This is a genomic window from Pseudomonas sp. NPDC090203 (assembly GCF_044746765.1).
GTDB classification, from domain to species: Bacteria; Pseudomonadota; Gammaproteobacteria; order Pseudomonadales; family Pseudomonadaceae; genus Aquipseudomonas; species Aquipseudomonas putida_AD.
In genome coordinates, this window is the sequence record NZ_JBIVCV010000008.1 from 114,914 (window position 1) to 140,269 (window position 25,356).

A 25,356-nucleotide genomic window follows, 5' to 3' on the forward strand; every position below is an offset into this window, starting at 1 on the left:
TCTCCTCAACCGGTACGGTTACGAATGGCGGCGACGACGCTGAAGGTCTGCTGCCGGGTGCGGTCAGCGGGGTCGAACAGCGTCAATGCCAGGCGCACGCTGCGAATCAACGCGGGGGCGGGTTGCGCGGTGTAGCGGGCAATGCCCGGTGCGTCGGCGGCGCTGGCGACACCGAACAGCACCTCGAACGCACCCACGTTGCTGATCAGCGGCTGGCCGTTGAGGGTCAGCTCGCCGGCGCCTTGATTGAATCTATAGACCTGTTGATGAATCGCCAGCACGTGCTCGCCTTCGGCAGGTTTCGGCGCTCGCCCTCGGGTCCAGGCAGTGGCCGTGGACGTGCAATCGGTGTGGATTTCCCAGTTGTGCCACGAACCGCTGTCGGCGGGTGCAGTGGTGTTGAGCGTCAACGCGGCCTGGGGTGCATCCCACTGAACCGGTGAACGAAAGGCCGCCGAGAACGCTGCGCCAGTGCTCTCGTCCCGCACACTGGCCAGGCAACCGAACGCACCGGCCAGACGCACCTCCTGAATCATCTTGGCCAGCACGAACCGGGCGTCCTCCTGCAGGCTGGCCGACGCCGCCTGGCTCAGGAAGGTACTGCGAGAGGTGATGAAGATCTGCGCCAGGGCCAGCGAAATCACCAGCCCCAGCAACAGCGCCAGCATGATTTCGACCAAGCCGAAGCCGCGGGTTGCGCGCTTCAAGGCTGGGTACTCCACAGCGGTTTGATCAGGCTGCTCAGGGACAATGTGCGGGTATAAGCCTCGGAGCCCTGTGCCCTTGAGTCGTTCCAGTCCACGGTGACTGTAACCTGGCTGCCGGCCACGGCGATGGACGCCTGAACGTCACTGCCGGCCATGCGCCGCAACTGATCGGCGAAGTCGAACAGGTCCTGGTCTCGTGGACTTTCAAGGCTGGCGGCAGACGGCGCCTGGCTGAGGGATGCCAGCGCGTAATGGCCGTCGGGGTTGGCGCGAACCCGCTCCAGCAAGTCCTGGGCAACGAAGCTCACCTGGCTGCTGCGCATCGCGCTGTCGGAGTGTTTCAGCGCATTGAGCTGCAACAAAGCCACGCCCAGAATGCCGACACCGAGCACCAGCAATGCGACCATCACTTCGATCAGGGTTGCCCCCGCCTGCCCTGCTCCTGCCCCCATCGCTCACCTCCGCAAGTCCCTGTGCAGTGACCATTGAAGCCGATCCGCGGCGTCCTGCCCGACAGGTGTGTAACCGCAGCTTGCGGACACACCGGCTGACAATCCGGAGATTGTCTATCCCTCGCAACAGGAGTCTTCTAGGGCGCGCTGAGGCAAGGGAGGGCTGAAACATGAGGCAAGACGGACTGACGCTGCTGGAGTTGCTGGCCGGGCTTGCGCTGCTCGGCATCGTGGCCGCCCTGGCCGCGCCGAGCCTTGGGGCATTCATCGATTCACAGCGACGCCACGACACCGCGCAGCAACTCACCAGCAGCCTGCGCATGGCCCGCGCCGAGGCCATCCTGCGCAATCAGCCGGTGGTGGTGCAGGCAAACGACGGCAACTGGAGCAAGGGCTGGAGCGTGTTTGTAGACAGTCGTCGTCAGCAGTTGCCGGGTGATGCCGAGTACCTGCTGGCCGAGTTCAGCGGCCACCGGAACGTGAAGGTGATAGGCAACAGCAAGGTGGCCGAGCGGGTCGGTTTCGACCGCGCCGGAAGGCCGCTGGAAAGTGCCAACGGCACGCTGGCGGTGTGTCGCGATGATTCGCCCGCCAGCCATTATCAGGTGGTGATCGCCGTGACCGGCCGGATCATCCTGCGTGACGAGGGCTTCAGCAGCGAGCCCTGCACCTGAGCCCGCTGGCGTTGCGCTTACTGGACCTGCTTGACGCGCAGTTCCTTGGGCATCGAGAAGGTGATGTTCTCTTCGCGCCCTGCCAGCTCGTCAGCGCCCGTGGCACCCCAGGCTTGCAGTTGCTGGATAACGCCACGCACCAGCACCTCAGGTGCGGAAGCCCCTGCGGTGATGCCGATCCGCTCGACGCCGTCGAACCAGCTGCGTTGCATGTCTTCGGCGCCATCGATCAGGTAGGCCGGGGTCGCCATGCGCTCGGCCAGTTCGCGCAGGCGGTTGGAGTTGGAGCTGTTGGGGCTGCCGACCACCAGCACCACGTCGCACTCGTCAGCCAGCTGTTTCACGGCATCCTGACGGTTTTGCGTGGCGTAGCAGATGTCGTCCTTGCGCGGACCGCCGATGGCCGGGAAACGCGAACGCAGGGCGTCGATCACGCGGCTGGTGTCGTCCATGGACAGCGTGGTCTGGGTCACGAAGGCGAGCTTATCGGGGTTTTGCACCTTGAGGTTGGCAACGTCTTCTTCATCCTCGACCAGATAGATCGCGCCGCCATTGCTCGCGTCGTACTGGCCCATGGTGCCTTCGACTTCCGGGTGGCCTTCATGGCCGATCAGGATGCATTCGCGACCATCGCGGCTGTAACGGGCAACCTCGATGTGAACCTTGGTGACCAGTGGGCAAGTGGCGTCGAAGACTTTCAGGCCACGGCCTGCCGCTTCGCTGCGCACGGCCTGGGACACGCCGTGGGCGCTGAAAATGACGATGACGTCGTCCGGCACCTGGTCGAGCTCTTCGACGAAGATCGCGCCACGGCTGCGCAGGTCTTCGACGACGAATTTGTTATGAACCACTTCATGGCGCACGTAGATCGGCGGGCCAAACACTTCCAGCGCGCGATTGACGATTTCGATCGCACGGTCCACCCCGGCGCAGAAGCCACGTGGGTTGGCGAGTTTGATTTGCATGATGTGCCTCGTGTCTTGCGCGCAAGAAATAGCGAAAACGATAAAAACAATTGTAGGAGTGAGCTTGCTCGCGATGAGGACCTTTCCTTCAACATAGGTGTTGAATGATGCTCAGTCATCGCGAGCAAGCTCACTCCTACAGGTCATCTGCCTGGTCGGTTACAGCGATTTGACCTCGAAGATTTCCACTTCGAACGTCAACGTCTTGCCCGACAGCGGATGGTTGAAGTCGACGGTCACCTGATCGTCGTCAAACGCCTTCACCACACCCGGCAGCTCGGTATTGGCCGCATCGTTGAAGATCACCAGCAGGCCTTCGGCCAGATCCATGTTCTGGAACTGCGAACGCGGCATGATCTGCACGTTCTGCGGGTTGGGCTGGCCAAAAGCGTTCTCTGGCGGGACCTGCAGGGTGCGCTTGTCGCCGGCCTTGAAGCCGAACAGCAGGGCTTCGAAGCCCGGCAACAGGCTGCCGTCACCCACCTTGAACGTGGCCGGGGCCTTGTCGAAGGTGCTGTCTACAGTGTCGCCGTTTTCCAGATGCAAAGCGAAGTGCAGGGTAACTTCCGTGTTCTGACCGATGCGGACTTCTTCAATAGCGTGTTCAGTCATGAACGGGTTCTCCGGTTTTCTTGCTCTTGAACATGTCCAGGGCAAGCATGATCGCGCCTACAGTGATGGCACTGTCGGCAAAGTTGAAGGCCGGGAAGTACCAGCGGTTATCCCAGTGCACCAACACGAAGTCGATGACGTGACCGATTGCAATGCGGTCGTACAGATTGCCTAGCGCGCCGCCCAGCACCAGGGCCAGGGCGACGGCCAGCCAGGTCTCGTTGCGCCCCAGGCGCTTGAGCCAGACCACCAGCACCGCACTGACCACCACGGCGATCAGGGCGAACAGCCAGCGCTGCCAGCCGGAGCTGTCAGCCAGGAAGCTGAAGGCAGCGCCGGTGTTGTAGGCCAGCGTCCAGCTGAAATAGCTGGGGATGACCACGATCTGTTGGTACAGGCTCAGCGAGTTCTCGAAGTAGTACTTGCTGGCCTGATCGATGATCAGCACCAGCACGCTCAACCACAGCCAGCTCAAACGGCCCATACGGCCAGCCGACGCATTAGGCATAGTGACGAACCTCGCCCGCACCGCTGATGTTGTCGACGCAACGACCGCAGATTTCCGGATGCTCGGCGTGCACGCCCACGTCCTCGCGGAAGTGCCAGCAACGGCCGCACTTGGCGTAGCCGGACTTGACCACCTTGAGTTTCAGGCCCGCCACCTCAGTGACCACGGCATCGGCCGGGGCATCGACGAACGGCGCCACGCTGGCCTTGGAAGTGATCAGCACGAAGCGCAACTCGTCGCCCAGCTTGTTCAGGTCCAGGGTCAGGTCGCTTTCGGCGTACAGGGTCACTTCGGCTTGCAGGTTGCCACCGATGGCTTTCGCCGCGCGCTGGTTTTCCAGTTCCTTGTTGACCGAGGTCTTGACCGCCATGATCCGCTCCCAGTAGGCGCGGTCCAGCTCGAAGCCTTCCGGCAGCTCGCTCAGGCCTTCGTACCAGGTGTTGAGCATGACCGACTCGTTGCGCTCGCCCGGCATGAACTGCCACAGCTCGTCGGCGGTGAAGGCCAGGATCGGAGCGATCCAGCGCACCAGCGCTTCGGAGATGTGGAACAGCGCGGTCTGGCACGAACGGCGGGCCTTGCTGTTGGCCGCGGTGGTGTACTGGCGGTCCTTGATGATGTCCAGGTAGAAGCCGCCCAACTCCTGCACGCAGAAGTTGTGCACCTTGGAGTAGACGTTCCAGAAACGGTATTCGCCGTAATGCTCTTCCAGCTCGCGCTGCAGCAGCAAAGCGCGATCCACCGCCCAACGGTCCAGTGCCAGCATTTCGTCGGCAGGCAGGATGTCAGTGGCCGGGTTGAAGCCGCTCAGGTTGGAGAGCAGGAAACGCGCGGTGTTGCGAATGCGGCGGTAAGCGTCGGCGCTGCGCTGCAGGATGGTCTCGGAGACAGCCATCTCGCCCGAATAGTCGGTGGCCGAAACCCACAGGCGCATGATGTCGGCGCCCAGGGTGTCGTTGACCTTCTGCGGCGCGATGACGTTGCCCAGCGACTTGGACATCTTGCGGCCGTTCTCGTCCACGGTGAAGCCGTGGGTCAGCAGCTCGCGGTAGGGCGCATGGCCGTCGATGGCGCTGCCGGTCAGCAACGAGGAGTGGAACCAGCCGCGGTGCTGGTCCGAACCCTCCAGGTACAGGTCGGCGCGTGGGCCGCTCTCGTGGCCCATCGGGTGCGAGCCGCGCAGCACGTGCCAGTGAGTGGTGCCCGAGTCGAACCAGACGTCCAGAGTGTCGGAGATCTTGTCGTACTGCGCGGCTTCATCGCCCAGCAGTTCGGCGGCGTCCATCTTGAACCAGGCTTCGATGCCTTCGTTCTCGACACGCTTGGCGACTTCTTCCATCAGCTCGACGGTGCGCGGGTGCAGCTCGCCGGTTGCCTTGTCCAGGAAGAACGGGATCGGCACGCCCCAGTTGCGCTGACGGGAGATGCACCAGTCAGGACGGTTGGCGATCATCGAGTGCAGGCGCGCCTGGCCCCAGGCCGGTACGAACTTGGTGTCCTCGATGGCCTTGACCGCGGTTTCGCGCAGGGTGGCGCCCGAGGCCGCCTGGCGGTCCATGCCCACGAACCACTGCGCGGTGGCGCGGTAGATCAGTGGAGTCTTGTGGCGCCAGCAGTGCATGTAGCTGTGGGAAATGGTTTCGGTGTGCAACAGCGCGCCGACTTCCTGCAGCTTCTCGACGATGGCCGGGTTGGCCTTCCAGATGAACTGGCCGCCGAAGAACTCCAGGGACTGCGCATAGACGCCGTTGCTCTGCACCGGGGTCAGGATGTCGTCGTTGACCATGCCGTAGCGTTTGCAGGTCGCGAAGTCGTCCTCGCCGTAGGCAGGCGCGGAGTGAACCACGCCGGTGCCCGCGCCCAGTTCGACGTACTCGGCCAGATACACTGGCGACAGGCGCTCGTAGAACGGGTGGCTGAAGTTGACCAGCTCAAGGGCCGCACCTGGCGCGGTGGCCAGCACGGTGCCTTCGAGGTTCCAGCGCTTGAGGCAGGATTCGACCAGCTCTTCGGCAAGCACCAGCAGGCGCTCGCCGGTATCGACCAGCGCGTACTTGAATTCCGGGTGAACGTTGAGCGCCTGGTTGGCCGGGATGGTCCACGGGGTGGTGGTCCAGATCACGATGGCGGCAGGCTTGGCCAGGCTCGGCAGGCCGAAGGCGGCGGCGAGCTTGTCGGCATCGGCCACCGGGAAGGCGACGTCGATGGTCGAGGACTTCTTGTCCTGGTACTCGACTTCCGCTTCAGCCAGGGCCGAGCCGCAGTCGAAGCACCAGTTCACAGGCTTGAGGCCCTTGAACACGAAACCGTTCTTGACCATTTCGGCCAGCGCACGGATTTCCCCGGCTTCGTTGGCGAAGTCCATGGTGCGGTACGGGTTGGCCCAGTCACCCAGGACGCCCAGGCGAATGAACTCGGCCTTCTGGCCTTCGATCTGCTCGGCGGCATAGGCGCGGCACAGCTCGCGGGTCTTGTCGGCAGGCAGGTTCTTGCCGTGGGTAACCTCGACCTTGTGCTCGATCGGCAGGCCGTGGCAGTCCCAGCCCGGAACATAAGGTGCGTCGAAGCCCGAGAGGGTCTTGGAGCGCACGATCATGTCCTTGAGAATCTTGTTGACCGCATGACCGATGTGGATATTGCCGTTGGCGTACGGAGGACCGTCGTGCAGGACGAACTTTGGACGATCCTTGCCAATTTCGCGCAGCTTCTGGTACAGGCCAATGCTGTCCCAGCGCTGCAGAGTTTGCGGCTCGCGCTGGGGCAGGCCGGCCTTCATCGGGAAGGCGGTGTCCGGAAGATTAAGCGTGGCTTTGTAGTCGGTCATTTCAGGCTCTAAATTAGCGGTTGACCATGCCCCAATGGGCACGGGCGGCAGCGACATCCGCATCGATCGCCGTCTTGAGCGCCTCCAGGGAGGCAAAACGCTGCTCATCGCGCAGCTTTTGGTGGAAGACCACCGTCAAACGCCGGCCATAGATATCACCGGCAAAATCCAGAAGATGTATTTCAAGGTGCGGGCGTCCATCCCCCGCCACGGTCGGACGCACGCCGATGTTGGCGACGCCTGGCCAGACCTTGCCGTCGATCTCGGCGCTGACCAGGTAGACACCGGTCAGGGGCACGCGACGACGCTTGAGCTGCACGTTGGCAGTGGGCGTGCCCAACTTTCGCGCCAGCTTCTGACCGTGCAGCACACGGCCGGATATCTCGAACGGACGGCCCAGCAGATGCTCGGCCAGGGTGAAGTCTGCGGCGGCCAGGGCATTTCGCACCTTGGTGCTGCTGACGCGCACGCCGTCGATTTCGACGGTCTGTGCCGCTTCCACGGTAAAGCCTTTTTCGGCGCCGACCTTTTGCAGGAAGTCGAAATCGCCGATCCGGTCACAGCCGAAACGGAAATCGTCGCCAACCTCCAGATGCTTCACACCCAGGCCGTCGACCAGTACGGTGTCGACGAACTCGGCGGCGGAGAGCTTGCTCAGGCGCTGGTTGAACGCCAGGCACAGCACCAGATCGACGCCCTCGCCCGCCAGCAGATCCAGCTTGTCGCGCAGGCGCGCCAGACGCGCTGGCGCCGTTTCAGGGGCAAAGAACTCGCGCGGTTGCGGCTCGAAAATCACCACGCAACTGGGCAGGCCCAGCTCGACGGCACGCTCACGCAGACGCGCCAGGATAGCCTGGTGGCCACGGTGAACCCCGTCGAAGTTGCCAATGGTGGCGACGCAGCCCCGATGCTGGGGGCGCAGGTTGTGAAGACCTCGAACCAGCTGCATAACGCGCTTCTTGCTCATAAAGTGGCCGATTATAACCACACACCGCCCTCAACGACAGGCGACACACCCAGGCAAAACGCAACAATCGACGTTAACCGGCATAAACCGACGACTGATCCTACAGGATCGCCTTGCGGGCGAAGTCTTTCAGACGAAAGCCCAGCAACAGCAACATGCCGAAATACGCAACGACACCGGCGATCACCAACCCGCCCAGACGAAGGAAGCGGTCGAGCATCTGGCCATCCGACCAGGCCGGCATGACATGCATCAGGCCCAGCAACACCGCCGACATCACCGACACGGCGACCAGCAGCTTGATGAGGAATACCGGCCAGCCCGGCTGCGGCTGGAACAGGTCCTGCTTGCGCAACTGCCAGAACAGCAGCAGGCCATTGAGGCAGGCCCCCATGCTGATCGCCAGCGCCAGGCCCGCGTGGGCCAGGTGGATGCCGAACACGAACAGCACGTTGAACGCCTGAGTCACCACCAGGGTGAAGATTGCGATCTTCACCGGCGTGCGGATGTTCTGCTGCGCGTAGAAGCCGGGCGCGAGCACCTTGACCACAATGATACCCAACAGCCCCACCGCGTAACCAATCAATGCACGCTGGGTCATGAGTGCGTCATGGCCGTCGAACTTGCCGTACTGGAACAACGAAACGGTCAACGGCTCGGCCAGAAGCCCCAGCGCCAGCGTACAGGGCAGCACCAGCACGAAACACAGACGCAGCCCCCAGTCGAGGATCCGCGAATACTCGTGGCGGTCCTTGTTGGCGTAGGTTTTCGACAGGATCGGCAGCAGGATCGTCCCCAGCGCGACACCCAGCACACCGGATGGCAATTCCATCAGGCGGTCGGCGTAGTACATCCAGGACACCGAGCCTGCCACCAGAAAGGAGGCAAAGATGGTGTTGATGATCAGCGAAATCTGGCTCACCGACACGCCGAGCATGGCCGGCAGCATCTGTTTCATCACCCGCCACACACCGGTATCGCGAAGATTGAGGCGTGGCAGGACCAGCATGCCGATCTTCTTCAAATGCGGCAGTTGATAGAGCAATTGCAGCAGACCGCCCGCCAGCACCGCCCAGCCCAGCGCCATGACCGGTGGATGGAAGTACGGCGTGAGGAACAGCGCGAACACGATCATCGACAGGTTGAGCAGCGTCGGCACAAAGGCCGGCACCGAGAAGCGGTTCCAGGTGTTGAGGATCGCCCCCGCCAGCGATGACAGCGAGATCAGCAATATATAAGGAAAGGTGACGCGCAGCAGGTCGGAGGTCAGCTGGAATTTTTCCGGCGTGTCGGCAAAGCCCGGCGCGGTGGCCCAGATCACCCAGGGCGCGAAGACGATGCCCAGCACCGTGACCAGCGCCAGGGCCAGCGTCAGCAGGCCGGTGACATAAGCGACAAAGGTGCGGGTGGCTTCTTCGCCCTGCTGGCTTTTATATTCGGCCAGGATCGGCACGAAGGCCTGGGAGAAGGCGCCCTCGGCGAAAATCCGGCGCAGCAGGTTGGGCAGCTTGAATGCGATGAAGAAGGCATCCGTTGCCATTCCGGCCCCGAAAGCCCGGGCGATGATCGTGTCGCGGATAAAGCCCAGGACCCGCGAAAGCATCGTGATAGAGCTTACGGCGGCAAGCGATTTGAGTAGATTCATCTAAAGTGTGTGCGCCCGACCAAAGGATGCGCGTAAGCGCTGTCCATTTATGCGATACTCCGCGCCGCAAAACAGCACTGAGCCAAAACCCGCGAGTTTACAGGTCGTACGCCGGAAAGAAATAACCCTGGCATCACACGGCGACCACTCAGCGGAACGCATCATCCGCCCTTGACAAGCATCAAACTCATCGGCATGATTCGCGGCCTATTTTGTTAGCTATTTCCCAAGTCTTTCGAGGAGCTCGACGGTGGCCAACTCACCTTCCGCCAAAAAACGTGCAAAACAGGCTGAGAAGCGTCGCAGCCACAACGCCAGCCTGCGTTCCATGGTTCGTACCTACATCAAGAACGTAGTTAAGGCCATCGACGCTAAAGACGCTGCCAAAGCGCAAGCCGCTTATGTTCTGGCTGTGCCAGTTATCGACCGTATGGCCGATAAAGGCATCATCCACAAGAACAAGGCCGCTCGTCATAAGAGCCGCCTGAACGGTCACGTCAAGGCTCTGAACCAAGCTGCAGCCTAAGCGACCGCTTATTAAAAAACCGACCTCAGGGTCGGTTTTTTATTGCCCGCGATTTGATCCTGTAGCAGCACGGCTTGCCGGCGGGGACATTCTCAAGACCACCGCCGACTCAAAATCGCTCCCGCCGGCAAGCCGTGCTGCTACGAGAGCGAGGCACGTTGCAACAGACGATGGCACGTTGCAACAAATGTAGGAGCGCGCTTGCCCGCGAAAGGCCCGAAGGGCATCAGGGTAACAATCCCAAGCCAACCCCTCGCCCAGCCTCCTCACTCAATCACGGAGCCGGCGCAGGCGCCCAAGGCAAGATCGGAATCGCTGTCACCGCATTCTGCGGGCTGCCCTCGATCACGCGGTCGCTGTACACCAGATACACCAGCGTATTGCGCTTCTTGTCCAGGAAACGCACCACCTGCATGGTCTTGAACACCAGCGAGGTGCGCTCCTTGAACACTTCGTCGCCGTCCTTCAACTCACCCTTGAAGTGAATCGGCCCGACCTGGCGACAGGCAATGGACGCCTCGGCACGGTCTTCCGCCAGACCCAGCCCACCCTTGAGGCCGCCCGTCTTGGCACGAGACAGGTAGCAGGTCACACCATCGACCTTGGGATCATCGAACGCCTCGACCACGATCCGGTCATTGGGGCCGACGAACTTGAACACCGTCGACACCTGGCCAATCTCTTCGGCCGACGCCAGCAAAGGCAGCATCAGCAGCGCGCCCACTATCCCTTTCACGATTCGCATTGCAGCTTCCTTAAATGAAGGATCAGACCAGAATCAGGTTATCGCGGTGCACCAGCTCGGGCTCGGCCATGTAGCCCAACTCCTTGACGATGGCATCGGAGGGCTGACCGATGATCTTCTGCGCCTCAAGGGCACTGTAGTTGCTGAGACCCCGGGCGATCTCGCGACCGTCCGCAGCCACGCACACCACCATCTCGCCGCGGCGGAAGCTGCCCTGAACCACTTTCACACCCACAGGCAGCAGGCTCTTGTTGCTTTCGGTCAGCGCCTTGACCGCGCCATCATCCAGCACCAGGGTGCCGCGCGTCTGTAGGTGCCCTGCCAGCCACTGCTTGCGCGCCGCCAGCATGCCGCGCTCAGGCGACAGCAGCGTGCCCAGCCGCTCGCCGGCCTTGAGGCGCGCCAGCACGCGCTCGATACGACCACCGACGATCACCGTGTGAGCACCCGAACGGGCCGCCAGACGCGCCGCACGCAGCTTGGTCTGCATGCCGCCGCGCCCCAGCGCACCACCGGTACCGCCTGCCACGGCGTCGAGCGCCGGATCATCGGCACGGGCTTCGTAAATAAGCTGCGCCTCGGGATTGTTGCGCGGATCGGCGTCGAACATACCGTCGCGGTCCGTCAGGATCACCAGCAAGTCCGCCTCGACCAGATTGGCCACAAGCGCCGCCAGGGTGTCGTTGTCGCCGAAACGGATTTCGTCGGTGACCACCGTGTCGTTTTCGTTGATGACCGGCACCACACCCAGCTCGACCAGCGTGCGCAGCGTACTGCGGGCATTGAGGTAGCGCTTGCGGTCGGACAGGTCGTCGTGGGTCAGCAGAATCTGCGCGGTGTGCCGGTCATGCTCGGCAAAACTCGACTCCCAGGCCTGCACCAGGCCCATCTGGCCAATCGCCGCCGCTGCCTGAAGCTCATGCATGGCACTCGGTCGCACAGCCCAGCCCAGGCGACTCATACCGGCGGCCACCGCACCGGAAGAAACCAGAACCAGTTCGACGCCCGCTTCATGCAGCGCCACCATCTGCTCGACCCAAACACCCATCGCGTTGCGATCAAGACCCTTGCCGTCCGCCGTCAGCAGCGCACTTCCGATCTTCACAACCCAACGCTGGGCACCTGTCACCTTGCTCCGCATGATCTTTCAACCTTAAGCCAGAAAGTACAAATCCAAGATACTAAAACGCCGCTCTGGGAGCGGCGCTGTAGTTTACTTCACTCGATCACTCACGGACGTAAATGATTTCCGGACCATCTTCATCGTCCACGTCATCTTCATCCCAATCATCGTCATCGCCGATGTCATGCACGCTCTTCACGCCGCTGCGACGCAGGGCACGGGCATCGTCCAGCGCCTGCAACTGGGCACGGGCTTCGTCTTCGATGCGCTGATCCAGCTCAGCCAGTTCTTCGGCGTAGGCCGGGTCATTGGCCAGGCGATCGGCACGGTCTTCCAGGTAACGCATGATGTCGTGGCTGATGCGCTCGGTACCCAGCTTGGAAATCGCCGAGATCATGTAGACCGGACCTTCCCAGTTCAGGCGCTCGATAATCCGCTGCTTGATCGCTTCATGCTCTTCTTCCGGCAGCATGTCGCACTTGTTCAGGACCAGCCAGCGATCGCGATCCGTCAGCGCCGGGCTGAACTTGAGCAGCTCGTTGACGATCACTTCGGCGGCATCGGCCGGATCGCTTTCGTCCAGTGGCGCCATGTCCACGAGGTGCAGCAACAGACGGGTACGCGCCAAGTGCTTGAGGAAGCGAATGCCCAGGCCCGCGCCGTCGGATGCGCCTTCGATCAGGCCGGGAATGTCGGCGATGACAAAGCTCTTCCAGCGGTCGACGCTGACTACGCCCAGGTTTGGCACCAGCGTGGTGAACGGATAGTCCGCAACCTTTGGCTTGGCGGCCGAAACCGAACGGATGAAGGTGCTTTTGCCCGCGTTCGGCAGACCCAGCAGACCAACGTCGGCCAGCACTTTCATTTCGAGCTTCAGGTCACGCTGCTCGCCCGGCTTGCCTGGCGTGGTCTGGCGCGGCGCGCGGTTGGTACTGGATTTGAAACGGGTGTTGCCCAGACCGTGCCAACCACCCTGCACCACCATCAGGCGCTGACCGGCTTTGGTCAGGTCACCGATGATTTCCTGGGTGCTGGCGTCGATCACCGTGGTACCGACCGGTACGCGCAGCACCAGGTCTTCACCCTTGCGGCCGGTGCAATCGGTGCTACCACCGTTGGAACCGCGCTCGGCATCGAAGTGGCGGGTGTAGCGGTAGTCGACCAGGGTGTTGAGGTTTTCGTCGGCGACCATGTAGATCGAGCCGCCATCACCACCGTCACCGCCGTTAGGACCACCGTTTTCGATGAATTTTTCGCGACGGAAGCTCATGCAACCGTTGCCGCCGTCACCGGCCTTCACCCGAATGGATACTTCATCAACAAATTTCATAACGCACGCCTCCCGTCACAAAGACGAGCAAACAACATAAATTCATAAGGCTCTTGCAAAGATGAGCGTTGCGATACCGATCAGAAACCAGCGCCTCACACCACAACGGCCCACACAAACAGCTTTGCAAGAGACTCACCAGAGCGCAAATTCTCGGCTCTCTACAAACGAAAAAGCCCTGTCGCGAGACAGGGCTTGATCTGCTAACGCAAGATTATGCCGCGACTTCAGTCTTTGGCACGATGCTTACATAGCGACGACCGAAGGCGCCTTTAACCTGGAACTTGATCACGCCTTCGACTTTAGCGAACAGGGTGTGATCCTTGCCCATGCCAACGCCGTAGCCAGCGTGGAATTGGGTGCCGCGCTGACGCACGATGATGTTGCCCGGAACGATTACCTGGCCGCCATACATCTTCACGCCAAGGCGTTTGGCTTCTGAGTCGCGACCGTTACGGGTACTACCACCAGCTTTTTTGTGTGCCATGAGTTCAATACTCCTATTAGGGTATCAGGCTGAAAAATCAGGCCTGGATACCGGTGATTTTGATCTCGGTGAACCACTGGCGGTGGCCCATACGCTTCATGTGGTGCTTACGACGGCGGAACTTGATGATGCGGACTTTATCGTGACGACCTTGGGAGATCACTTCAGCCACAACGGTAGCGCCGGCGACAACTGGAGCACCGATGTTGACATCGTCACCGTTGGCAACCAACAGAACGCGGTCAAAGGTAACGGTTTCGCCGGTGGCGACTTCCAGTTTTTCAATTTTCAGGTATTCACCTGGGGCGACTTTGTACTGCTTGCCACCAGTAACGATTACTGCGTACGACATGGTATATCTCCGAAAATCCTGCTCACCCAGCTCTTTATAAGAAGAGTATCGGCTGGCATGGCTGCATGGGGCTGGAAAGGCCGGTCATGCAATTGCGTAAGGCAGGTGCTGCCCAGGAAAGTTAGGGTGCGCGATTGTACGCAAGCGGCGAACGCCTTGCAAGGGGCCTTACGTCACGCCTTGACAGGGTGGGGCCTGCCACCTAGCATGCCGCGCAACCCTTATGGAGCACGCCTTGCAGATGCAACCTCAAGCCTTCTATCGCGCTGTGGCTGACGACTTTACAGCCGTCGACCACATTATCAAGAAGCAGCTGACGTCGCGCGTGCCGCTGGTCTCCAAAATCGGCGACTACATCACCTCCGCCGGTGGCAAACGCCTGCGTCCCCTGCTCGTGCTGCTGTGCGGCAAGGCACTGGGCCATGGCGGCGACGATCTGCGCCTGCTGGCGGCGACCATCGAATTTTTGCACACCGCGACCCTGCTGCACGACGACGTCGTCGACATGTCCGGCATGCGCCGTGGCCGCTCGACCGCCAACGCCATGTGGGGCAACGCGCCAAGCGTGCTGGTCGGTGACTTCCTCTACTCGCGCTCCTTCGAGATGATGGTCGAGCTGGGCTCGATGCCGGTCATGAAGATCCTCTCCAAGGCCACTCGCGTGATTGCCGAAGGCGAAGTGCTGCAGCTGTCCAAGGTGCGCGACGCCAGCACAACCGAAGAAACCTACATGGAAGTGATTCGCGGCAAGACAGCCATGCTGTTCGAAGCCTCGACCCACAGCGCCGCCGCCCTGGCCCAGGCCAACGATGTGCAGAGCGAAGCCCTGCGCACCTTTGGCGATCACCTGGGTATCGCGTTCCAGCTGGTCGACGATCTGCTGGACTACCGCGGCGACGCCGAGACCATGGGCAAGAACATCGGTGACGACCTGGCAGAAGGCAAACCGACCCTGCCGCTGATCTACACCATGCGTGAAGGCACGGCAGAACAGGCTGCGCTGGTGCGCAAGGCGATTCAGAAAGGCGGCCTGGAAGATCTGGAAAGCATCCGTGAGGCGGTCGAGCAGTCCGGCTCGCTGGACTACACCGCCAAGCTGGCCCGCGACTACGCTGCCCGCGCCATCGCCTGCCTGGACGCCCTGCCAGCCAGCGAATACCGCGACGCGCTGATCGAACTGAGCGAGTTCGCAGTGGCCCGCACGCACTGACAGGCGCCCTGCCCGACCGAAAAGCCCGTCCATGTGACGGGCTTTTTTGTGCCTGCTCCGCTAACTCATCGCCCCGTAGCAGCACGGCTTGCCGGCGGGAGCGGTGGATCAGTGACAAATGCGTGTCTGACACACCGCCCCCGCCGGCAAGCCGTGCTGCTACGGGACCGCGTCACCACTGCATCAAAATGCGAATTAATCTCAAATAGATCCTTGCTATTCTTCAGATAAGAATTATTCTCATTGAAAGCCTTTCAAGGAGAACGAACATGACTTACCTGATCGATGCGTGGCTGGATCGCCCACACCCTTACCTGCGCATCCTGCACCGTGAAACCGGTGAGGTCTGTGCCGTGCTGGAAGAAGACGCTCTGGATGAATTGCGCGACCAGGGTGACCTGGACGTCCACAGCCTCAGCTCATCGGAGCCGGGTGTGCAAAAGGAGATGGTGCGCAGCCTGTTTCTGTTCTGCTATGCCCGAGCATTGCGCCCGGCCTGCGTAGAGCAGCTACAAGTTGCAAGCTTCAAGCCTCAAGCTGTTCGTCACTGACTGAACGCTTAGCGCCAGTCAGCAAAGAGCCGCTTTGACTTGCAGCTTGCAACTTGCCGCTTAAAGCTGCTTACAGTACGTCGAGCAGCTCTACGTCGAACACCAGCACGCTGTGCGGCGGGATGCTGCCAACGCCTTGTGCGCCGTAGGCCAGTTCGCTAGGAACGTGCAGGCGCCATTTGCTGCCGGCTTTCATCAGTTGCAGGGCTTCGGTCCAGCCGGCGATCACGCCGCCGACCGGGAATTCGGCAGGCTCGCCACGATCGTAGGAGCTGTCGAACACGGTGCCGTCGATCAGCATGCCGTGGTAGTGGGTGCGCACGTTGCTTTCGCGGCTTGGCTGAGCGCCTTCGCCGGAAGTGATCACTTCGTACTGCAGGCCCGAGGCCAGAGTAGTCACGCCTTCGCGCTTGGCGTTTTCAGCCAGGTACTCTTTGCCAGCACCGGCAGCGGCTTCGGCCTTGGCGGCAGCTTCTGCCTGCATGATTTCACGAATGACTTTGAAGCTTGCAGCCATTTCTTCCTGGCTGACGCGGCTCGGGACACCACCGAACGCATCGGTCAGGCCGGCGAGGATGGCATCCAGGCTGACACCCGGTGGCGGGTTGTCGCGCAGTTGGTCGCCCAGCTGACGACCAATGCCGTAGCTGACGCGGGTTTCGTCGGTGGACAGATTGACTTCGGACATGGTGCTGCTCCGTTGAAGGGCACCCGCAGGCGCCCTGAACTAAAAGGCCGAGCAGCCTAGCACAAGCTGAAAACCGAGGTAATGACTACCAGGCCGAACGAATCGACATCGGCACCCGCACGGTCTGTTCTTCGTCATCACGGATGCCGCACATCTCGTCGTGCACCACAGCGTGAACCAGATTGAACGGCATCGGGGTGATCGCGTGCAGCACATCCCGGGCGTGCTCGACCGAGCGCAAGTGCAAGGTCTTGCCGTGGGCATCGTTCAAGGGGTGCGCCGCGCCGTGCATTCGCGCTTCGAGCAGATAAATGCCGCCTTCCATGGAGATCAGATTCAGCTCGTCGATATGCCCTGCGCTGGCGTGGGCGGTCAGTTCCTGCAGATTCATGAGAGGACCCTCGTCGATCTCGGACTTCTGTGAGCGAACTACAAGTTTCGCCCAGTCTGGCCGCAGATCAAGGGGCCGGCGGTGCCGCTGGTCATTTTTTGCCCAAACGACCATCCCCTGTAGGAGCGCGCTTGCCCGCGACCGCGGTAGGCCAGTCATGAAGATGTGACAAGTAGAACGCAATCGCGGGCAAGCGCGCTCCTACAGGGATTTCGCCGGAGCCGATGCCGGGTGAAATCCCCATATCACACCAACCAGATCAATGCTTGGTCAGCTTGTCCAGATAACCCATCGCGAACGCCGATACCACGAAGGTCATGTGAATGATCACGTACCACATCAGGTATTGCGGCTCGATGTTCTTGGCGTCCATGAACACCCGCAGCAGGTGGATCGACGAGATGGCGACGATGGACGCCGCGACCTTCATCTTCAGCGAAGAAGAGTCCATCTTGCCCAGCCAGCTGAGCTTCTCTTTACCCTCGTCGATGTTCAGTTCCGAGACGAAGTTTTCGTAGCCGGAGATCATCACCATCACCAGCAGGCCGCCCACCAGCGCCATGTCGATCAGCGACAGCAGTACCAGGATCAGGTCCGATTCGGCCAGCGAAAAAACGTTGGGGATGACGTGGAAGATTTCCTGAAAGAACTTCAGCGCCAGCGCCAGCAGGCCCAGCGACAAACCAATGTAAATCGGCGCCAGCAACCAGCGCGACGCGTACATGGCATTTTCGATAAAACGTTCCATTGAAACTCACAGTTGATTGAAAGCCCGCGAGTATAGGGCGAAGGCCGTGACACACAAGCGCTCGCGACAAGACTTGAAACAATTAACTTGAGAGGAAGGCTGATGCAGTACTCGACGAATTCCACGCTACAGCTCTGCCGTGCAGGAATAACAGACGTGGCCTTCGTCGAGGCAAGTTGTCAGTGGGCGGGAGAGGTTCGCTGGTTGTGAGTCGAGCCGTTGATCCGTCGCAGCTCGCCTTGCAGGTGCAGGCTCCAGATCGGTATCTCTTCTGCGGTCTGATAGCCATGCAGCGCAAGGCTTTCTGCAATCGCATCAAGCACCGACTCGGCAGCGACCGGACCGTGAAACGGGCCTTGGGCTTTTAACGCGGAAGGCTGCTCCCCGGACATCCCGGCGGCAAACAACAGTGTCCACATACCGTTGTCACCAGACAGAGGGCGAATCACACATTCGATACGGGTCACCAGACCCAGGCATTGGCGAGTAAGACAGAGGCTGCGCGGCATGGCGAGCTCCTCATTGATTGCAGTATTCATTTCCAAGAACAGGCCAGGAAACGCGTCAGTCCTTTTGACAACTGCTGTAACGCGACAATAACGAACAAATACCCTCAAGGAAAAGAGTGAAAACAAAAAAGGGCGCCGAATGGTCATTTGGCCATCAGGCGCCCTGTTTAGTTGACGTCAAACACTCAACTTTTCAGTTCGGGCTGTAATTGTGGCGCCTCTTTTTCGAGCTCTTTGAGGTCCTCGTCACTGAGCATTTCGGCGATGTCGCGCAGGCGATCCACCACCCGCCCGTTGACCGAGTTTTCCGGGAACTGGCCTTCCTCGTCCACCTCGCCAACCGCCTCGCCCACCAGCAGGCTGAGGGCTTCGTCCACCTGGCGCACGGCGTACACGTGGAACTGCCCGGCGCGCACCGCTTGCAGCACGCGCTCGTCGAGCATCAGGGTTGCCACGTTGGCCTGCGGGATGATCGCGCCCTGATCGCCGGTCAGGCCTCGGGCTTCGCAGAGCCTGAAGAAGCCTTCGATCTTCTCGTTGACCCCGCCCACCGCCTGCACTTCACCAAACTGGTTGATGGAGCCGGTGATGGCGAAACACTGCTTGAGCGGCGTTTTCGACAGGGCCGAGATCAGCGTGCACACCTCGCCAAGCGAGGCGCTGTCACCGTCCACGTAACCGTAGGACTGCTCCAGCGCGATGCTCGCGGAAATCGCCAACGGAAATTCCTGCGCGTAACGGCTGCCCAGGTAGCCGGTAAGGATCATCACACCCTTGGAGTGAATCGGCTGGCCGAGGTTGACCTCACGCTCGATGTCGACGATGCCGCTGCCGCCCGGATAGACCGTGGCGGAAATCCGCGCCGGCACACCGAACGCCGAATCGCCCACTTCCAGCACCGTCAGCCCGTTGCATTTGCCGACTGCCGCCCCTGCGGTGTCGATCAAAATGATACCGGCGAGCATGTCGTCCAGAATCCGCGCCGAGACCCGACCGGTGCGCGTGGCCTTGGCCTTGAGCGCGCGCTCGATGTGGCCGGCGTCGGTGCGTTCATCGTTGGCCAGGCTGCGAATGAAATCCGCCTCGCTGACCAGTTGGAACAGGTCACCGATGCGCGCCGACAACCGCCCCTGATGCTCGGCCAGTCGTGCGCTGTAGGTCGCAAGGCGCGCCACCGCATCGGCGGTCAGCGGCGCCATGCCTTCCTCGGAGGTGCGCGTCTTGAGCAACTGGGCGAACTGCTCCAGGCTCTCGTCGACCATCGGGATGTCTTCGTCGAAGTCCACCAGCACCCGGAACATCTCCTGGAAGTCCGGATCCAGGTCCTGCAGCGTGTAGTACAGCGACCGCGCGCCAATGATGATGACCTTGACCTGCAGCGGGATGGTCTGCGGGGTCAGGGTCACGGTGGCGATGCGGCCCAGCTCGCCCAGCGGCGATTCCATTTTCAGCTTGCGCGATTGCAGCGAGCGCTTGAGGGCGTCCCACACGAACGGCTCGCTGAGCATCTTCTCGGCTTCCAGAATCAGGAAGCCGCCGTTGGCCCGATGAAACGCACCGGGGCGCAGCTGGCGATAGGTGGTGTACAGCGCGCCCTGGTCGGTGCTGTATTCGATACGGCCGAACAGGTTGTCGTAGGTCGGGTGCGGTTCGAACACCACCGGCGCCCCGCCGCTGGCCGAGTGGCCCACCACCAGGCTTGGGCAGTATTGCTCTTCGAGCAGCTTGCGCGCCTGGGCGTCGGTCTTGCTGTCATCGACCAGTTGCTCGACCACTGTTTTCAGCAGGTTGACCTGCATCGCCTGCAAGTAGGCGCACACTGCCGCGTTCTCGGCGTACTGCTCCGACAGCGGGGCCAGCAGCGGCTGCAGGGCCAGGATGATGGTCTCTTCGTTGAGCTGACGCATCTGGTTATTGGACTCGCGCTTCCATTGCGGCAGGCTCGCGAGTTCCTCGTTCAGGCGTTCTTCCAGCGCCGAGATATCGGTGTGAAAACGTTCGCGCTCGGCTTCCGGCAACTGCGAGAATTCGGCCTCATCCAGCGCCTTGCCTTCGAGCATCGGGGTGAAGGCGATGTTGCTGCTGTCGCGGTACAGGGCGATGTCCTTTTCCAGCGCCAGGCGCTCGATCACATCCAGGGCGCGGTCATAGCGCTGATTGAACGCGCGGTCGATGGCGCTTTTTTTCTGCTGGTAGGACGGATGCTCGAACACGGCAGGAAAAGTCGACAAGAGGTTGTCGACCAGCCCGTTGATGTCGGACATGAACGAGCTGGCACTGCCCGGTGGCAGCTCCACGGCGCGTGGCTCGCGGGGCTCGTCGAAGTTGTTGACGTAGACCCAGTCCGACGGGGTCTGCATGCGCTTGCCCTCGGCCTTGAGGTAGCGTTTGACGAACGAGAAGCGACCGGTGCCAGGCTCGCCCATGACGAACACGTTGTAGCCGGGGCGCGGCATCGCCACCCCGAATTGCAGGGCCTCGACCGCTCGTTCCTGACCGAGCACGCCGCGAAAGGGTTCCAGATCGTTGGTTGTCGTGAAGCTGAACTGTTCAGCGGAGAAGGGACGGGTCAGCGCCTCAGGCGCAAGTCGCAGGCTGGCAGCTACAGAATCGGGCATCGGACATCCTTACATCAGGCGGGGCAGATGGGGGCATTCTGGCGCTCGGCGCACCAGACTGGCAAGGAAGGAAACACCTGAATATGTTTTAGCTTGATGAACATTCCCACAGCCTTTTAAGACGCGGCCTGCATACAACAAAACGCAATAAATCACGGAACGTTCAGATCCTGCCTAAACTCCAACCTGCGCGGCCGGTAACAAATCAATAAACCGGCCCTCCCTGGCGCTGTTTTCGGCCAGGAATCCGACCCTTGGTTGAAACAACAGAGACTAAAGCTATGAAACGGATTCTTCTTGGTACTCTCTTCGCCGCTGTGTCCATAAACGCCATGGCTCAAGCTCCCGGCGGTCCAGACTGCGGTTGGGGCAACATGCTGTTCGAAGGGCAGCGCGGCACCCCGGCACACTTCCTCGCTTCCACCACCAACGGCACCTCCGGTAACGCCACTTTCGGCATGACCTCAGGCACCAACGGCTGCTCCACCAACGCGGCCCTGACCTACGGCGGCAAGTCGTGGCTGGCCATGAACGGCATGATGGACGAACTCTCCAAAGACATGGCCATGGGCCAGGGCGAGGCGCTCACCACCTACGCGGTCGTGCTCGGCGTGGCACCGCAGGATCGTGCCCGTTTCGCCGCAGTCACCCATGACCACTACCAACAGATCTTCAACAAGGCTGATGCCACTGCCGAGGACGTGCACACCAACACCCTCGACGTGCTGAAGAACGACCCGGCTCTGGCCAAATACGCAACCCAGGCCTAAAGTCGCGCAAACCTGCCCTCTTTCGAGAGGGCAGGCATTCACTGCTTCCGATCCCATCTGACTAGTTGCCAATCTATGCTCAAACGCCTCGCCTGGCTGGCGCTCTGTGTCTGTGCCCCGCTGTCTGCCACACCGCAAGTCGACCAAGATCGTTTGCAGCAACTGGCCTCTTCCAGATTCTGGATTGCCATCGGACATTACGAAGCCGGCAAGCTCGGTGGCTGGCGCAGCTATGTGGACGATGCCAAATTCTTCCTCGCCAAAAACGGCGCCCATGACCCGATGGCCGAACTGGCCGCAACCCTTGAGGCGATCTACCGCCCGGTCGTTGCAGGGCAGGAAGACGCACATCCGCAGTGCGTTTACCCTTCCCGCACCCGTTACCTGCGCGACGAGCTGAAACTGACCGACCTGCCCGCCGTCGATTGCAAGGAATTCAACAAGTGGTTTTCTGACGTGGCGCCGGACAGCACGGTGATGATCTTCCCTGCGGCCTACCTCAATAGCCCCTCATCGATGTTCGGCCACACCCTGCTGCGCATCGACCAGGCTGACGTGCAGGCCAACAAGACCGCCCTGCTCAGCTATGCGATCAACTTCGGCGCCTACATCGAAGGCTCCGACAACAGCATCCTCTATGCCTGGAAAGGCTTGATGGGCGGCTACCCCGGCCTGTTCGCGCTGGTGCCCTACCAGGAGAAACTTTCCGAATACAGCAGCCTGGAAAACCGCGACCTGTGGGAGTACCGCCTGAACCTGACCCCGGAAGAAACCCGGCGCATGGTCGAGCACGTGTGGGAACTCAAGCAGATCCGCTTCGGCTATTTCTTCTTCGACGAAAACTGCTCCTATCGCCTGCTCGAACTGCTGCAAGTGGCGCGCCCCAGCCTTGATCTCACGCCGCAGTTCCGCCTCACCGCCATCCCCACCGACACCGTGCGCGCGGTCAAGGAGGCCGGGCTGGTGGAGAAGATCGACTACCGGCCTTCCAAGGAGCGCGAGTTGCTCAGCCGCGCCGAGCCCCTGAGCCACGATGAAAAGCAGCAGGTGCTGAAAGTCAGCGCCGATCAGAAGCAAATGCAGAGCCCCGATTACGCCGCCCTGCCCAAGGAGCGCCAGGCGTTGATTCAGGACGCGGCCTACCGCCTTGAACGTTACCGCGCCAATGGCGAGGAACGTGACCCTGCCCGCTCGCAGCGCAGTTATGACCTGCTGCGCGCCATCAGCACCAACCCGCCGCCGGCCCTTGAAATCGAGCGCCCCGGCCTGCCTGAAGACGGCCATGAGTCGCGCACCTGGCAACTGGGCGTGGGCACCCGTGATGACAAGGCCTTTGCCGAATATGGCCTGCGCATGGCCTATCACGACCTCAACGACAACGCCTATGGCTTCCCGCTGGGCGCGCAGATCGAGATCCTGCAGCTAAAGCTGCGCCAGTACGAAGACAGCCACTGGCAAGTGCAGCGGCTGGACCTGGCAACCATCCGCTCGCTGACCCCGCGCAATGAGTTGCTCAAGCCCTGGTCATGGCAAGTGGCTGGCGGCCTTGAGCGGGTGCTGGGCAAGCACGGCGACGAGAACCTGGTCAGCCACGTCAACGGCGGCGCGGGCGGCACCTGGAAACTGGGCGACGACATGCTGGGCTTTGCGCTGGGCACGGTGCGGGTGGAGCACAACAATGACTTCTCGGCCCTCGTCTCACCGGCAGCGGGTTTCAACACCGGCGTGCTGTGGCGCAATCCACTGGGCAATTTTAGCCTGGAAACCAAGGGCGACTACTTCACCAACGGCGAGGTGCGTCGCACGATCAGTCTGAATCAGCAGTGGGAATTGTCGCGCAACCTGGGCGTGCGCCTCAGCGCACAGCGGGATTTCAGTGAGATGAGTTCCCCGGTGAACGAGGTGATGCTTGAGTTGAAGTGGTATCACTATTGACCAGATCGTTCCCGTGTCGCGGGCGAACACAAAACCTGTAGGAGCGCGCTTGCCCGCGACGGCGGTGGGTCAGTGACACAGTTATCGTCTGCCCCACCGCCGTCGCGGGCAAGCGCGCTCCTACAGAGGGTTCAGGCAAGACGTTACTTCGTCTGGACGCTGTAGCCCTCTTCTTCGATCAACCCGATCACCTGCTCCGCCGCCAACCGGCTTTGCACGGCCACTTCGCCTTTGGGCAGGTCAACCTGCACCTCGGCGGCCGGATCTTCGCCCTTGATTGCATTGGTCACCGCGCGAACGCAGTGGCCGCAGGTCATGCCTTGAACGTTGAATGTTTGCATCGGATGACTCCTCGCTGGAAGAAATGTGACCAGATGTCGTGATCTTCCACCTTCCCACCATGGCAAGGTCAAGTTTGTGGCGTTTCTGCCGGGCTGGTATTCCATGGAAAGCTGAGCCAAAGTGTTTCATCAACGTACATCAGGAGACATCGGCCATGGGCTGGTCAGCCTTTCGCATTGCAGGTTTTATCGGTCTGGTGGCCTGCGCATCCTGGGCACAGGCCGATCAGGATTACGGGGTGCTCATCATTTCTCGCGAGCGGCTGGAAGTGGCGACGTCCTGTGAGATTGGCATTTACATGCAGGATCAGTTGGTAGGCCGGCTGTTTCAGGAGGAGTCGCGTTCGTTCAACCTGCCGGCGGGGGATCTGTCGGTGCGCCTGCGGGTGTTGCCGGGGCAGGCGCCGGGGTGTTTGCCGGGGATCGAGGCGCAGAACAATACGCGGCTGCATATTAATGCGGGGGATGTGTTGAAGTACCGGATCGCGTCGGGGCCTAATGGGATGTATCTCAAGCGGGCTGATTTGAATTATTGACAGTTGCGGTTTTGGCGTTTGGCGAGCATATCTGGTTGCGATGTCGACTCGGAGTCAGCCTTCCGCCCTTACGGCGGGTCACTTTTTCCAAGAGCTGAAAAAGTAACCAAAAAAGCCCTGCGACAGGCTGGGGTCCTTCGGACTTCCCTCGACTCCGGCGCCGTTCCGGGGGCACGCCGTGATGGGCCGTCCCTGGCCCGCACGGCTTTCGCGGCATCCATGCCGCTCATCCCCCTACACGACGCCTGCGCTCGGCCTGGCGCCTTAACGTCGCGTTCGGCGGCGCCTGTGCCATCGCGCATCAGGATCAAAATCAAAAGCTTTGGTTGTACACCGACCCGTAGCAGCACGGCTTGCCGGCGGGGGCGTCCTCAAGATCGCCGACGCCGGCAAGCCGGACTGCTACGGGCGGGTTACCTCACTCCTGTAGGAGCGCGCTTGGTCTGGGCCGCATTCGGACGACGGCGTCTCTGAAATCGCCCCCGCCGGCAAGCCGTGCTGCTACGGGGATGGGGTGTGCCTGGGGGGACTGGGCTGGCGTTCGAAATCGCCATTTCCTGCAACACATCTGACGGTTTGTAGCCCCTTTCTGACAGGCTTCTCCCTTTCTTATGCAGGACATTTCCTAGAAACTCTCAGGCGCTTGTGCAGCGCGATCTGAGTGCTAATCTGCGGCCGTCGCTGGGAATCAGCGATCGGGTTTAGCAGCCTGAATCAACTCAGATCAACGCACTCCATCCTATGGTGGCTTTGCGCGGGGCACCTTCGGGTGCGCCGGGTTCTGAGGTCCCGGTCTGCTAACCCGTTGTCAAAGCCGCCACCCTTCATTTGTTTAGCAGCGAAGATGCCGGTGGTCCCAGACCTCAGGATGAAAAATGCTAAAAATCACCCCCGACCCACCCAACCCCACACTTGAAGACTCCCTGGCCCAGATCTCCGGGCTGTTACGCTGCGCCAAGGCCACCGCCTACGAAAGCGCCGACGCTCAGAGCGGCAGCAAGCGCGATCTGGCGTTTTCCGTAGTGCATCTGATCGACATGGCGCGAACCATTGCCGAGCAGTCGCTGGACCAGATCGAAGTGCGTTGATGCACTGAAAAACGGGACTTGACCTTGCCAACGTGGCAAGGTTGATCCTTGCTG

At 61.2% G+C, this 25,356-nt stretch carries 27 protein-coding genes; 8 read left to right on the top strand and 19 right to left on the bottom strand.

Going from position 1 to position 25,356, the window contains the following annotated elements:
* Positions 1-5: 5 nt before the first annotated feature.
* Together ACIPO9_RS15675 and pilV are read right to left on the bottom strand one after the other, a co-directional pair.
* Positions 6-707: a PilW family protein gene (locus tag ACIPO9_RS15675; protein WP_400781922.1), complete on the bottom strand. Its 702-nt coding sequence runs from the start codon at positions 705-707 to the stop codon at positions 6-8.
* Complete coding sequence (gene pilV, locus ACIPO9_RS15680; protein ID WP_400781924.1) at positions 704-1,159, bottom strand: type IV pilus modification protein PilV; 456 nt, start codon at positions 1,157-1,159, stop codon at positions 704-706. Before pilV ends, ACIPO9_RS15675 begins: the two co-directional genes overlap by 4 nt.
* A 170-nt stretch (positions 1,160-1,329) precedes the next feature.
* On the opposite strand from pilV, the gene ACIPO9_RS15685 reads away from it, so the two are divergent.
* Positions 1,330-1,833: a GspH/FimT family protein gene (locus ACIPO9_RS15685; protein WP_400781926.1), complete on the top strand. Its 504-nt coding sequence runs from the start codon at positions 1,330-1,332 to the stop codon at positions 1,831-1,833.
* 17 nt (positions 1,834-1,850) lie between these two features.
* On the opposite strand, the gene ispH is transcribed toward ACIPO9_RS15685, so the two are convergent.
* The 6 genes from ispH to murJ form a co-directional block, all read right to left on the bottom strand.
* Positions 1,851-2,798: a 4-hydroxy-3-methylbut-2-enyl diphosphate reductase gene (ispH, locus tag ACIPO9_RS15690; RefSeq protein WP_400781929.1), complete on the bottom strand. Its 948-nt coding sequence runs from the start codon at positions 2,796-2,798 to the stop codon at positions 1,851-1,853.
* Between the two features lie 159 nt (positions 2,799-2,957).
* Positions 2,958-3,410 carry an FKBP-type peptidyl-prolyl cis-trans isomerase gene (gene fkpB, locus ACIPO9_RS15695; protein ID WP_274133663.1) on the bottom strand — a complete coding sequence of 151 codons (453 nt, stop codon included), beginning with the start codon at positions 3,408-3,410 and terminating at the stop codon, positions 2,958-2,960.
* Positions 3,403-3,918 carry a signal peptidase II gene (gene lspA / locus ACIPO9_RS15700; protein WP_274133664.1) on the bottom strand — a complete coding sequence of 172 codons (516 nt, stop codon included), beginning with the start codon at positions 3,916-3,918 and terminating at the stop codon, positions 3,403-3,405. The genes fkpB and lspA overlap by 8 nt, the downstream gene beginning before the upstream one ends.
* Positions 3,911-6,742, bottom strand: coding sequence for an isoleucine--tRNA ligase (ileS, locus tag ACIPO9_RS15705; protein WP_400781932.1), 2,832 nt, complete (start codon positions 6,740-6,742; stop codon positions 3,911-3,913). The genes lspA and ileS overlap by 8 nt, the downstream gene beginning before the upstream one ends.
* 13 nt (positions 6,743-6,755) lie before the next feature.
* On the bottom strand, positions 6,756-7,691 hold the full coding sequence (gene ribF, locus ACIPO9_RS15710; RefSeq protein WP_400781934.1) for a bifunctional riboflavin kinase/FAD synthetase: 936 nt from the start codon (positions 7,689-7,691) through the stop codon (positions 6,756-6,758).
* 118 nt (positions 7,692-7,809) lie between these two features.
* Positions 7,810-9,354 carry a murein biosynthesis integral membrane protein MurJ gene (gene murJ / locus ACIPO9_RS15715; protein WP_400605364.1) on the bottom strand — a complete coding sequence of 515 codons (1,545 nt, stop codon included), beginning with the start codon at positions 9,352-9,354 and terminating at the stop codon, positions 7,810-7,812.
* Positions 9,355-9,604: 250 nt separating this feature from the next.
* On the opposite strand from murJ, the gene rpsT reads away from it, so the two are divergent.
* Positions 9,605-9,880 (top strand): 30S ribosomal protein S20, encoded by a 276-nt coding sequence (gene rpsT / locus ACIPO9_RS15720; protein ID WP_108237862.1) that lies wholly within the window; start codon positions 9,605-9,607, stop codon positions 9,878-9,880.
* A gap of 274 nt (positions 9,881-10,154) precedes the next feature.
* Here rpsT and ACIPO9_RS15725 read toward each other — a convergent pair whose 3' ends face one another.
* From ACIPO9_RS15725 to rplU, 5 genes are all read right to left on the bottom strand, one after another.
* Positions 10,155-10,625, bottom strand: coding sequence for a CreA family protein (locus tag ACIPO9_RS15725; RefSeq protein WP_274133668.1), 471 nt, complete (start codon positions 10,623-10,625; stop codon positions 10,155-10,157).
* Between the two features lie 22 nt (positions 10,626-10,647).
* Positions 10,648-11,766 carry a glutamate 5-kinase gene (proB, locus tag ACIPO9_RS15730; RefSeq protein ID WP_400605367.1) on the bottom strand — a complete coding sequence of 373 codons (1,119 nt, stop codon included), beginning with the start codon at positions 11,764-11,766 and terminating at the stop codon, positions 10,648-10,650.
* Positions 11,767-11,851: 85 nt separating this feature from the next.
* Entirely contained in the window at positions 11,852-13,078 is a 1,227-nt protein-coding gene (cgtA, locus tag ACIPO9_RS15735; protein WP_400605369.1) for an Obg family GTPase CgtA, read from the bottom strand.
* Between the two features lie 214 nt (positions 13,079-13,292).
* Positions 13,293-13,565, bottom strand: a complete 273-nt coding sequence (rpmA, locus tag ACIPO9_RS15740) for a 50S ribosomal protein L27 (protein WP_037015434.1) — start codon at positions 13,563-13,565, stop codon at positions 13,293-13,295.
* A gap of 37 nt (positions 13,566-13,602) precedes the next feature.
* Positions 13,603-13,917, bottom strand: coding sequence for a 50S ribosomal protein L21 (gene rplU / locus ACIPO9_RS15745; protein ID WP_093464734.1), 315 nt, complete (start codon positions 13,915-13,917; stop codon positions 13,603-13,605).
* Between the two features lie 241 nt (positions 13,918-14,158).
* Between rplU and ACIPO9_RS15750 the strand changes: the two genes are divergently transcribed.
* Both ACIPO9_RS15750 and ACIPO9_RS15755 read left to right on the top strand, forming a co-directional pair.
* Positions 14,159-15,127 (top strand): polyprenyl synthetase family protein, encoded by a 969-nt coding sequence (locus tag ACIPO9_RS15750; RefSeq protein WP_274133671.1) that lies wholly within the window; start codon positions 14,159-14,161, stop codon positions 15,125-15,127.
* A gap of 269 nt (positions 15,128-15,396) precedes the next feature.
* Complete coding sequence (locus ACIPO9_RS15755; protein WP_274134134.1) at positions 15,397-15,678, top strand: hypothetical protein; 282 nt, start codon at positions 15,397-15,399, stop codon at positions 15,676-15,678.
* 70 nt (positions 15,679-15,748) lie between these two features.
* Here ACIPO9_RS15755 and ACIPO9_RS15760 read toward each other — a convergent pair whose 3' ends face one another.
* From ACIPO9_RS15760 to ACIPO9_RS15780, 5 genes are all read right to left on the bottom strand, one after another.
* Positions 15,749-16,366: an FKBP-type peptidyl-prolyl cis-trans isomerase gene (locus ACIPO9_RS15760; RefSeq protein WP_274134133.1), complete on the bottom strand. Its 618-nt coding sequence runs from the start codon at positions 16,364-16,366 to the stop codon at positions 15,749-15,751.
* Between the two features lie 85 nt (positions 16,367-16,451).
* Complete coding sequence (locus ACIPO9_RS15765; protein ID WP_274134132.1) at positions 16,452-16,757, bottom strand: DUF6482 family protein; 306 nt, start codon at positions 16,755-16,757, stop codon at positions 16,452-16,454.
* Positions 16,758-17,016: 259 nt separating this feature from the next.
* Positions 17,017-17,505: a TIGR00645 family protein gene (locus ACIPO9_RS15770; RefSeq protein WP_274134131.1), complete on the bottom strand. Its 489-nt coding sequence runs from the start codon at positions 17,503-17,505 to the stop codon at positions 17,017-17,019.
* 179 nt (positions 17,506-17,684) lie between these two features.
* On the bottom strand, positions 17,685-18,014 hold the full coding sequence (locus ACIPO9_RS15775; protein ID WP_274134130.1) for a hypothetical protein: 330 nt from the start codon (positions 18,012-18,014) through the stop codon (positions 17,685-17,687).
* Between the two features lie 185 nt (positions 18,015-18,199).
* Positions 18,200-20,632 carry a Lon protease family protein gene (locus tag ACIPO9_RS15780; protein ID WP_274134129.1) on the bottom strand — a complete coding sequence of 811 codons (2,433 nt, stop codon included), beginning with the start codon at positions 20,630-20,632 and terminating at the stop codon, positions 18,200-18,202.
* A 281-nt stretch (positions 20,633-20,913) separates the two neighbouring features.
* Here ACIPO9_RS15780 and ACIPO9_RS15785 point away from each other — a divergent pair, with 281 nt between their 5' ends.
* Together ACIPO9_RS15785 and ACIPO9_RS15790 are read left to right on the top strand one after the other, a co-directional pair.
* Positions 20,914-21,402: a DUF3015 domain-containing protein gene (locus ACIPO9_RS15785; protein WP_274134128.1), complete on the top strand. Its 489-nt coding sequence runs from the start codon at positions 20,914-20,916 to the stop codon at positions 21,400-21,402.
* A 75-nt stretch (positions 21,403-21,477) separates the two neighbouring features.
* On the top strand, positions 21,478-23,337 hold the full coding sequence (locus ACIPO9_RS15790) for a DUF4105 domain-containing protein (protein WP_400781938.1): 1,860 nt from the start codon (positions 21,478-21,480) through the stop codon (positions 23,335-23,337).
* Positions 23,338-23,480: 143 nt separating this feature from the next.
* On the opposite strand, the gene ACIPO9_RS15795 is transcribed toward ACIPO9_RS15790, so the two are convergent.
* The gene (locus ACIPO9_RS15795; protein ID WP_400781940.1) at positions 23,481-23,678 is read right to left on the bottom strand and encodes a heavy-metal-associated domain-containing protein; all 198 of its coding nucleotides are present in this window, start codon (positions 23,676-23,678) and stop codon (positions 23,481-23,483) included.
* A 155-nt stretch (positions 23,679-23,833) separates the two neighbouring features.
* On the opposite strand from ACIPO9_RS15795, the gene ACIPO9_RS15800 reads away from it, so the two are divergent.
* Together ACIPO9_RS15800 and ACIPO9_RS15805 are read left to right on the top strand one after the other, a co-directional pair.
* Positions 23,834-24,214 (top strand): hypothetical protein, encoded by a 381-nt coding sequence (locus ACIPO9_RS15800; RefSeq protein WP_400781943.1) that lies wholly within the window; start codon positions 23,834-23,836, stop codon positions 24,212-24,214.
* Between the two features lie 875 nt (positions 24,215-25,089).
* Complete coding sequence (locus tag ACIPO9_RS15805) at positions 25,090-25,302, top strand: DUF6124 family protein (RefSeq protein WP_274134124.1); 213 nt, start codon at positions 25,090-25,092, stop codon at positions 25,300-25,302.
* Positions 25,303-25,356 lie beyond the last annotated feature (54 nt).

Bases quoted from the DNA above. Each gene is read 5' to 3' on its own strand.
- ACIPO9_RS15795 (WP_400781940.1), bottom strand. From the start codon at position 23,678: ATGCAAACATTCAACGTTCAAGGCATGACCTGCGGCCACTGCGTTCGC.
- ACIPO9_RS15800 (WP_400781943.1), top strand. From the start codon at position 23,834: ATGGGCTGGTCAGCCTTTCGCATTGCAGGTTTTATCGGTCTGGTGGCC.
- ACIPO9_RS15775 (WP_274134130.1), bottom strand. From the start codon at position 18,014: ATGCCGCGCAGCCTCTGTCTTACTCGCCAATGCCTGGGTCTGGTGACC.
- ileS (WP_400781932.1), bottom strand. From the start codon at position 6,742: ATGACCGACTACAAAGCCACGCTTAATCTTCCGGACACCGCCTTCCCG.
- lspA (WP_274133664.1), bottom strand. From the start codon at position 3,918: ATGCCTAATGCGTCGGCTGGCCGTATGGGCCGTTTGAGCTGGCTGTGG.
- ACIPO9_RS15770 (WP_274134131.1), bottom strand. From the start codon at position 17,505: ATGGAACGTTTTATCGAAAATGCCATGTACGCGTCGCGCTGGTTGCTG.
- ACIPO9_RS15725 (WP_274133668.1), bottom strand. From the start codon at position 10,625: ATGCGAATCGTGAAAGGGATAGTGGGCGCGCTGCTGATGCTGCCTTTG.
- ACIPO9_RS15780 (WP_274134129.1), bottom strand. From the start codon at position 20,632: ATGCCCGATTCTGTAGCTGCCAGCCTGCGACTTGCGCCTGAGGCGCTG.
- rplU (WP_093464734.1), bottom strand. From the start codon at position 13,917: ATGTCGTACGCAGTAATCGTTACTGGTGGCAAGCAGTACAAAGTCGCC.
- rpmA (WP_037015434.1), bottom strand. From the start codon at position 13,565: ATGGCACACAAAAAAGCTGGTGGTAGTACCCGTAACGGTCGCGACTCA.
- murJ (WP_400605364.1), bottom strand. From the start codon at position 9,354: ATGAATCTACTCAAATCGCTTGCCGCCGTAAGCTCTATCACGATGCTT.
- ACIPO9_RS15755 (WP_274134134.1), top strand. From the start codon at position 15,397: ATGACTTACCTGATCGATGCGTGGCTGGATCGCCCACACCCTTACCTG.
- ACIPO9_RS15765 (WP_274134132.1), bottom strand. From the start codon at position 16,757: ATGAATCTGCAGGAACTGACCGCCCACGCCAGCGCAGGGCATATCGAC.
- ACIPO9_RS15760 (WP_274134133.1), bottom strand. From the start codon at position 16,366: ATGTCCGAAGTCAATCTGTCCACCGACGAAACCCGCGTCAGCTACGGC.
- ACIPO9_RS15685 (WP_400781926.1), top strand. From the start codon at position 1,330: ATGAGGCAAGACGGACTGACGCTGCTGGAGTTGCTGGCCGGGCTTGCG.
- proB (WP_400605367.1), bottom strand. From the start codon at position 11,766: ATGCGGAGCAAGGTGACAGGTGCCCAGCGTTGGGTTGTGAAGATCGGA.
- fkpB (WP_274133663.1), bottom strand. From the start codon at position 3,410: ATGACTGAACACGCTATTGAAGAAGTCCGCATCGGTCAGAACACGGAA.
- ACIPO9_RS15785 (WP_274134128.1), top strand. From the start codon at position 20,914: ATGAAACGGATTCTTCTTGGTACTCTCTTCGCCGCTGTGTCCATAAAC.
- ACIPO9_RS15750 (WP_274133671.1), top strand. From the start codon at position 14,159: ATGCAACCTCAAGCCTTCTATCGCGCTGTGGCTGACGACTTTACAGCC.
- pilV (WP_400781924.1), bottom strand. From the start codon at position 1,159: ATGGGGGCAGGAGCAGGGCAGGCGGGGGCAACCCTGATCGAAGTGATG.
- ispH (WP_400781929.1), bottom strand. From the start codon at position 2,798: ATGCAAATCAAACTCGCCAACCCACGTGGCTTCTGCGCCGGGGTGGAC.
- ribF (WP_400781934.1), bottom strand. From the start codon at position 7,691: ATGCAGCTGGTTCGAGGTCTTCACAACCTGCGCCCCCAGCATCGGGGC.
- cgtA (WP_400605369.1), bottom strand. From the start codon at position 13,078: ATGAAATTTGTTGATGAAGTATCCATTCGGGTGAAGGCCGGTGACGGC.
- ACIPO9_RS15805 (WP_274134124.1), top strand. From the start codon at position 25,090: ATGCTAAAAATCACCCCCGACCCACCCAACCCCACACTTGAAGACTCC.
- ACIPO9_RS15790 (WP_400781938.1), top strand. From the start codon at position 21,478: ATGCTCAAACGCCTCGCCTGGCTGGCGCTCTGTGTCTGTGCCCCGCTG.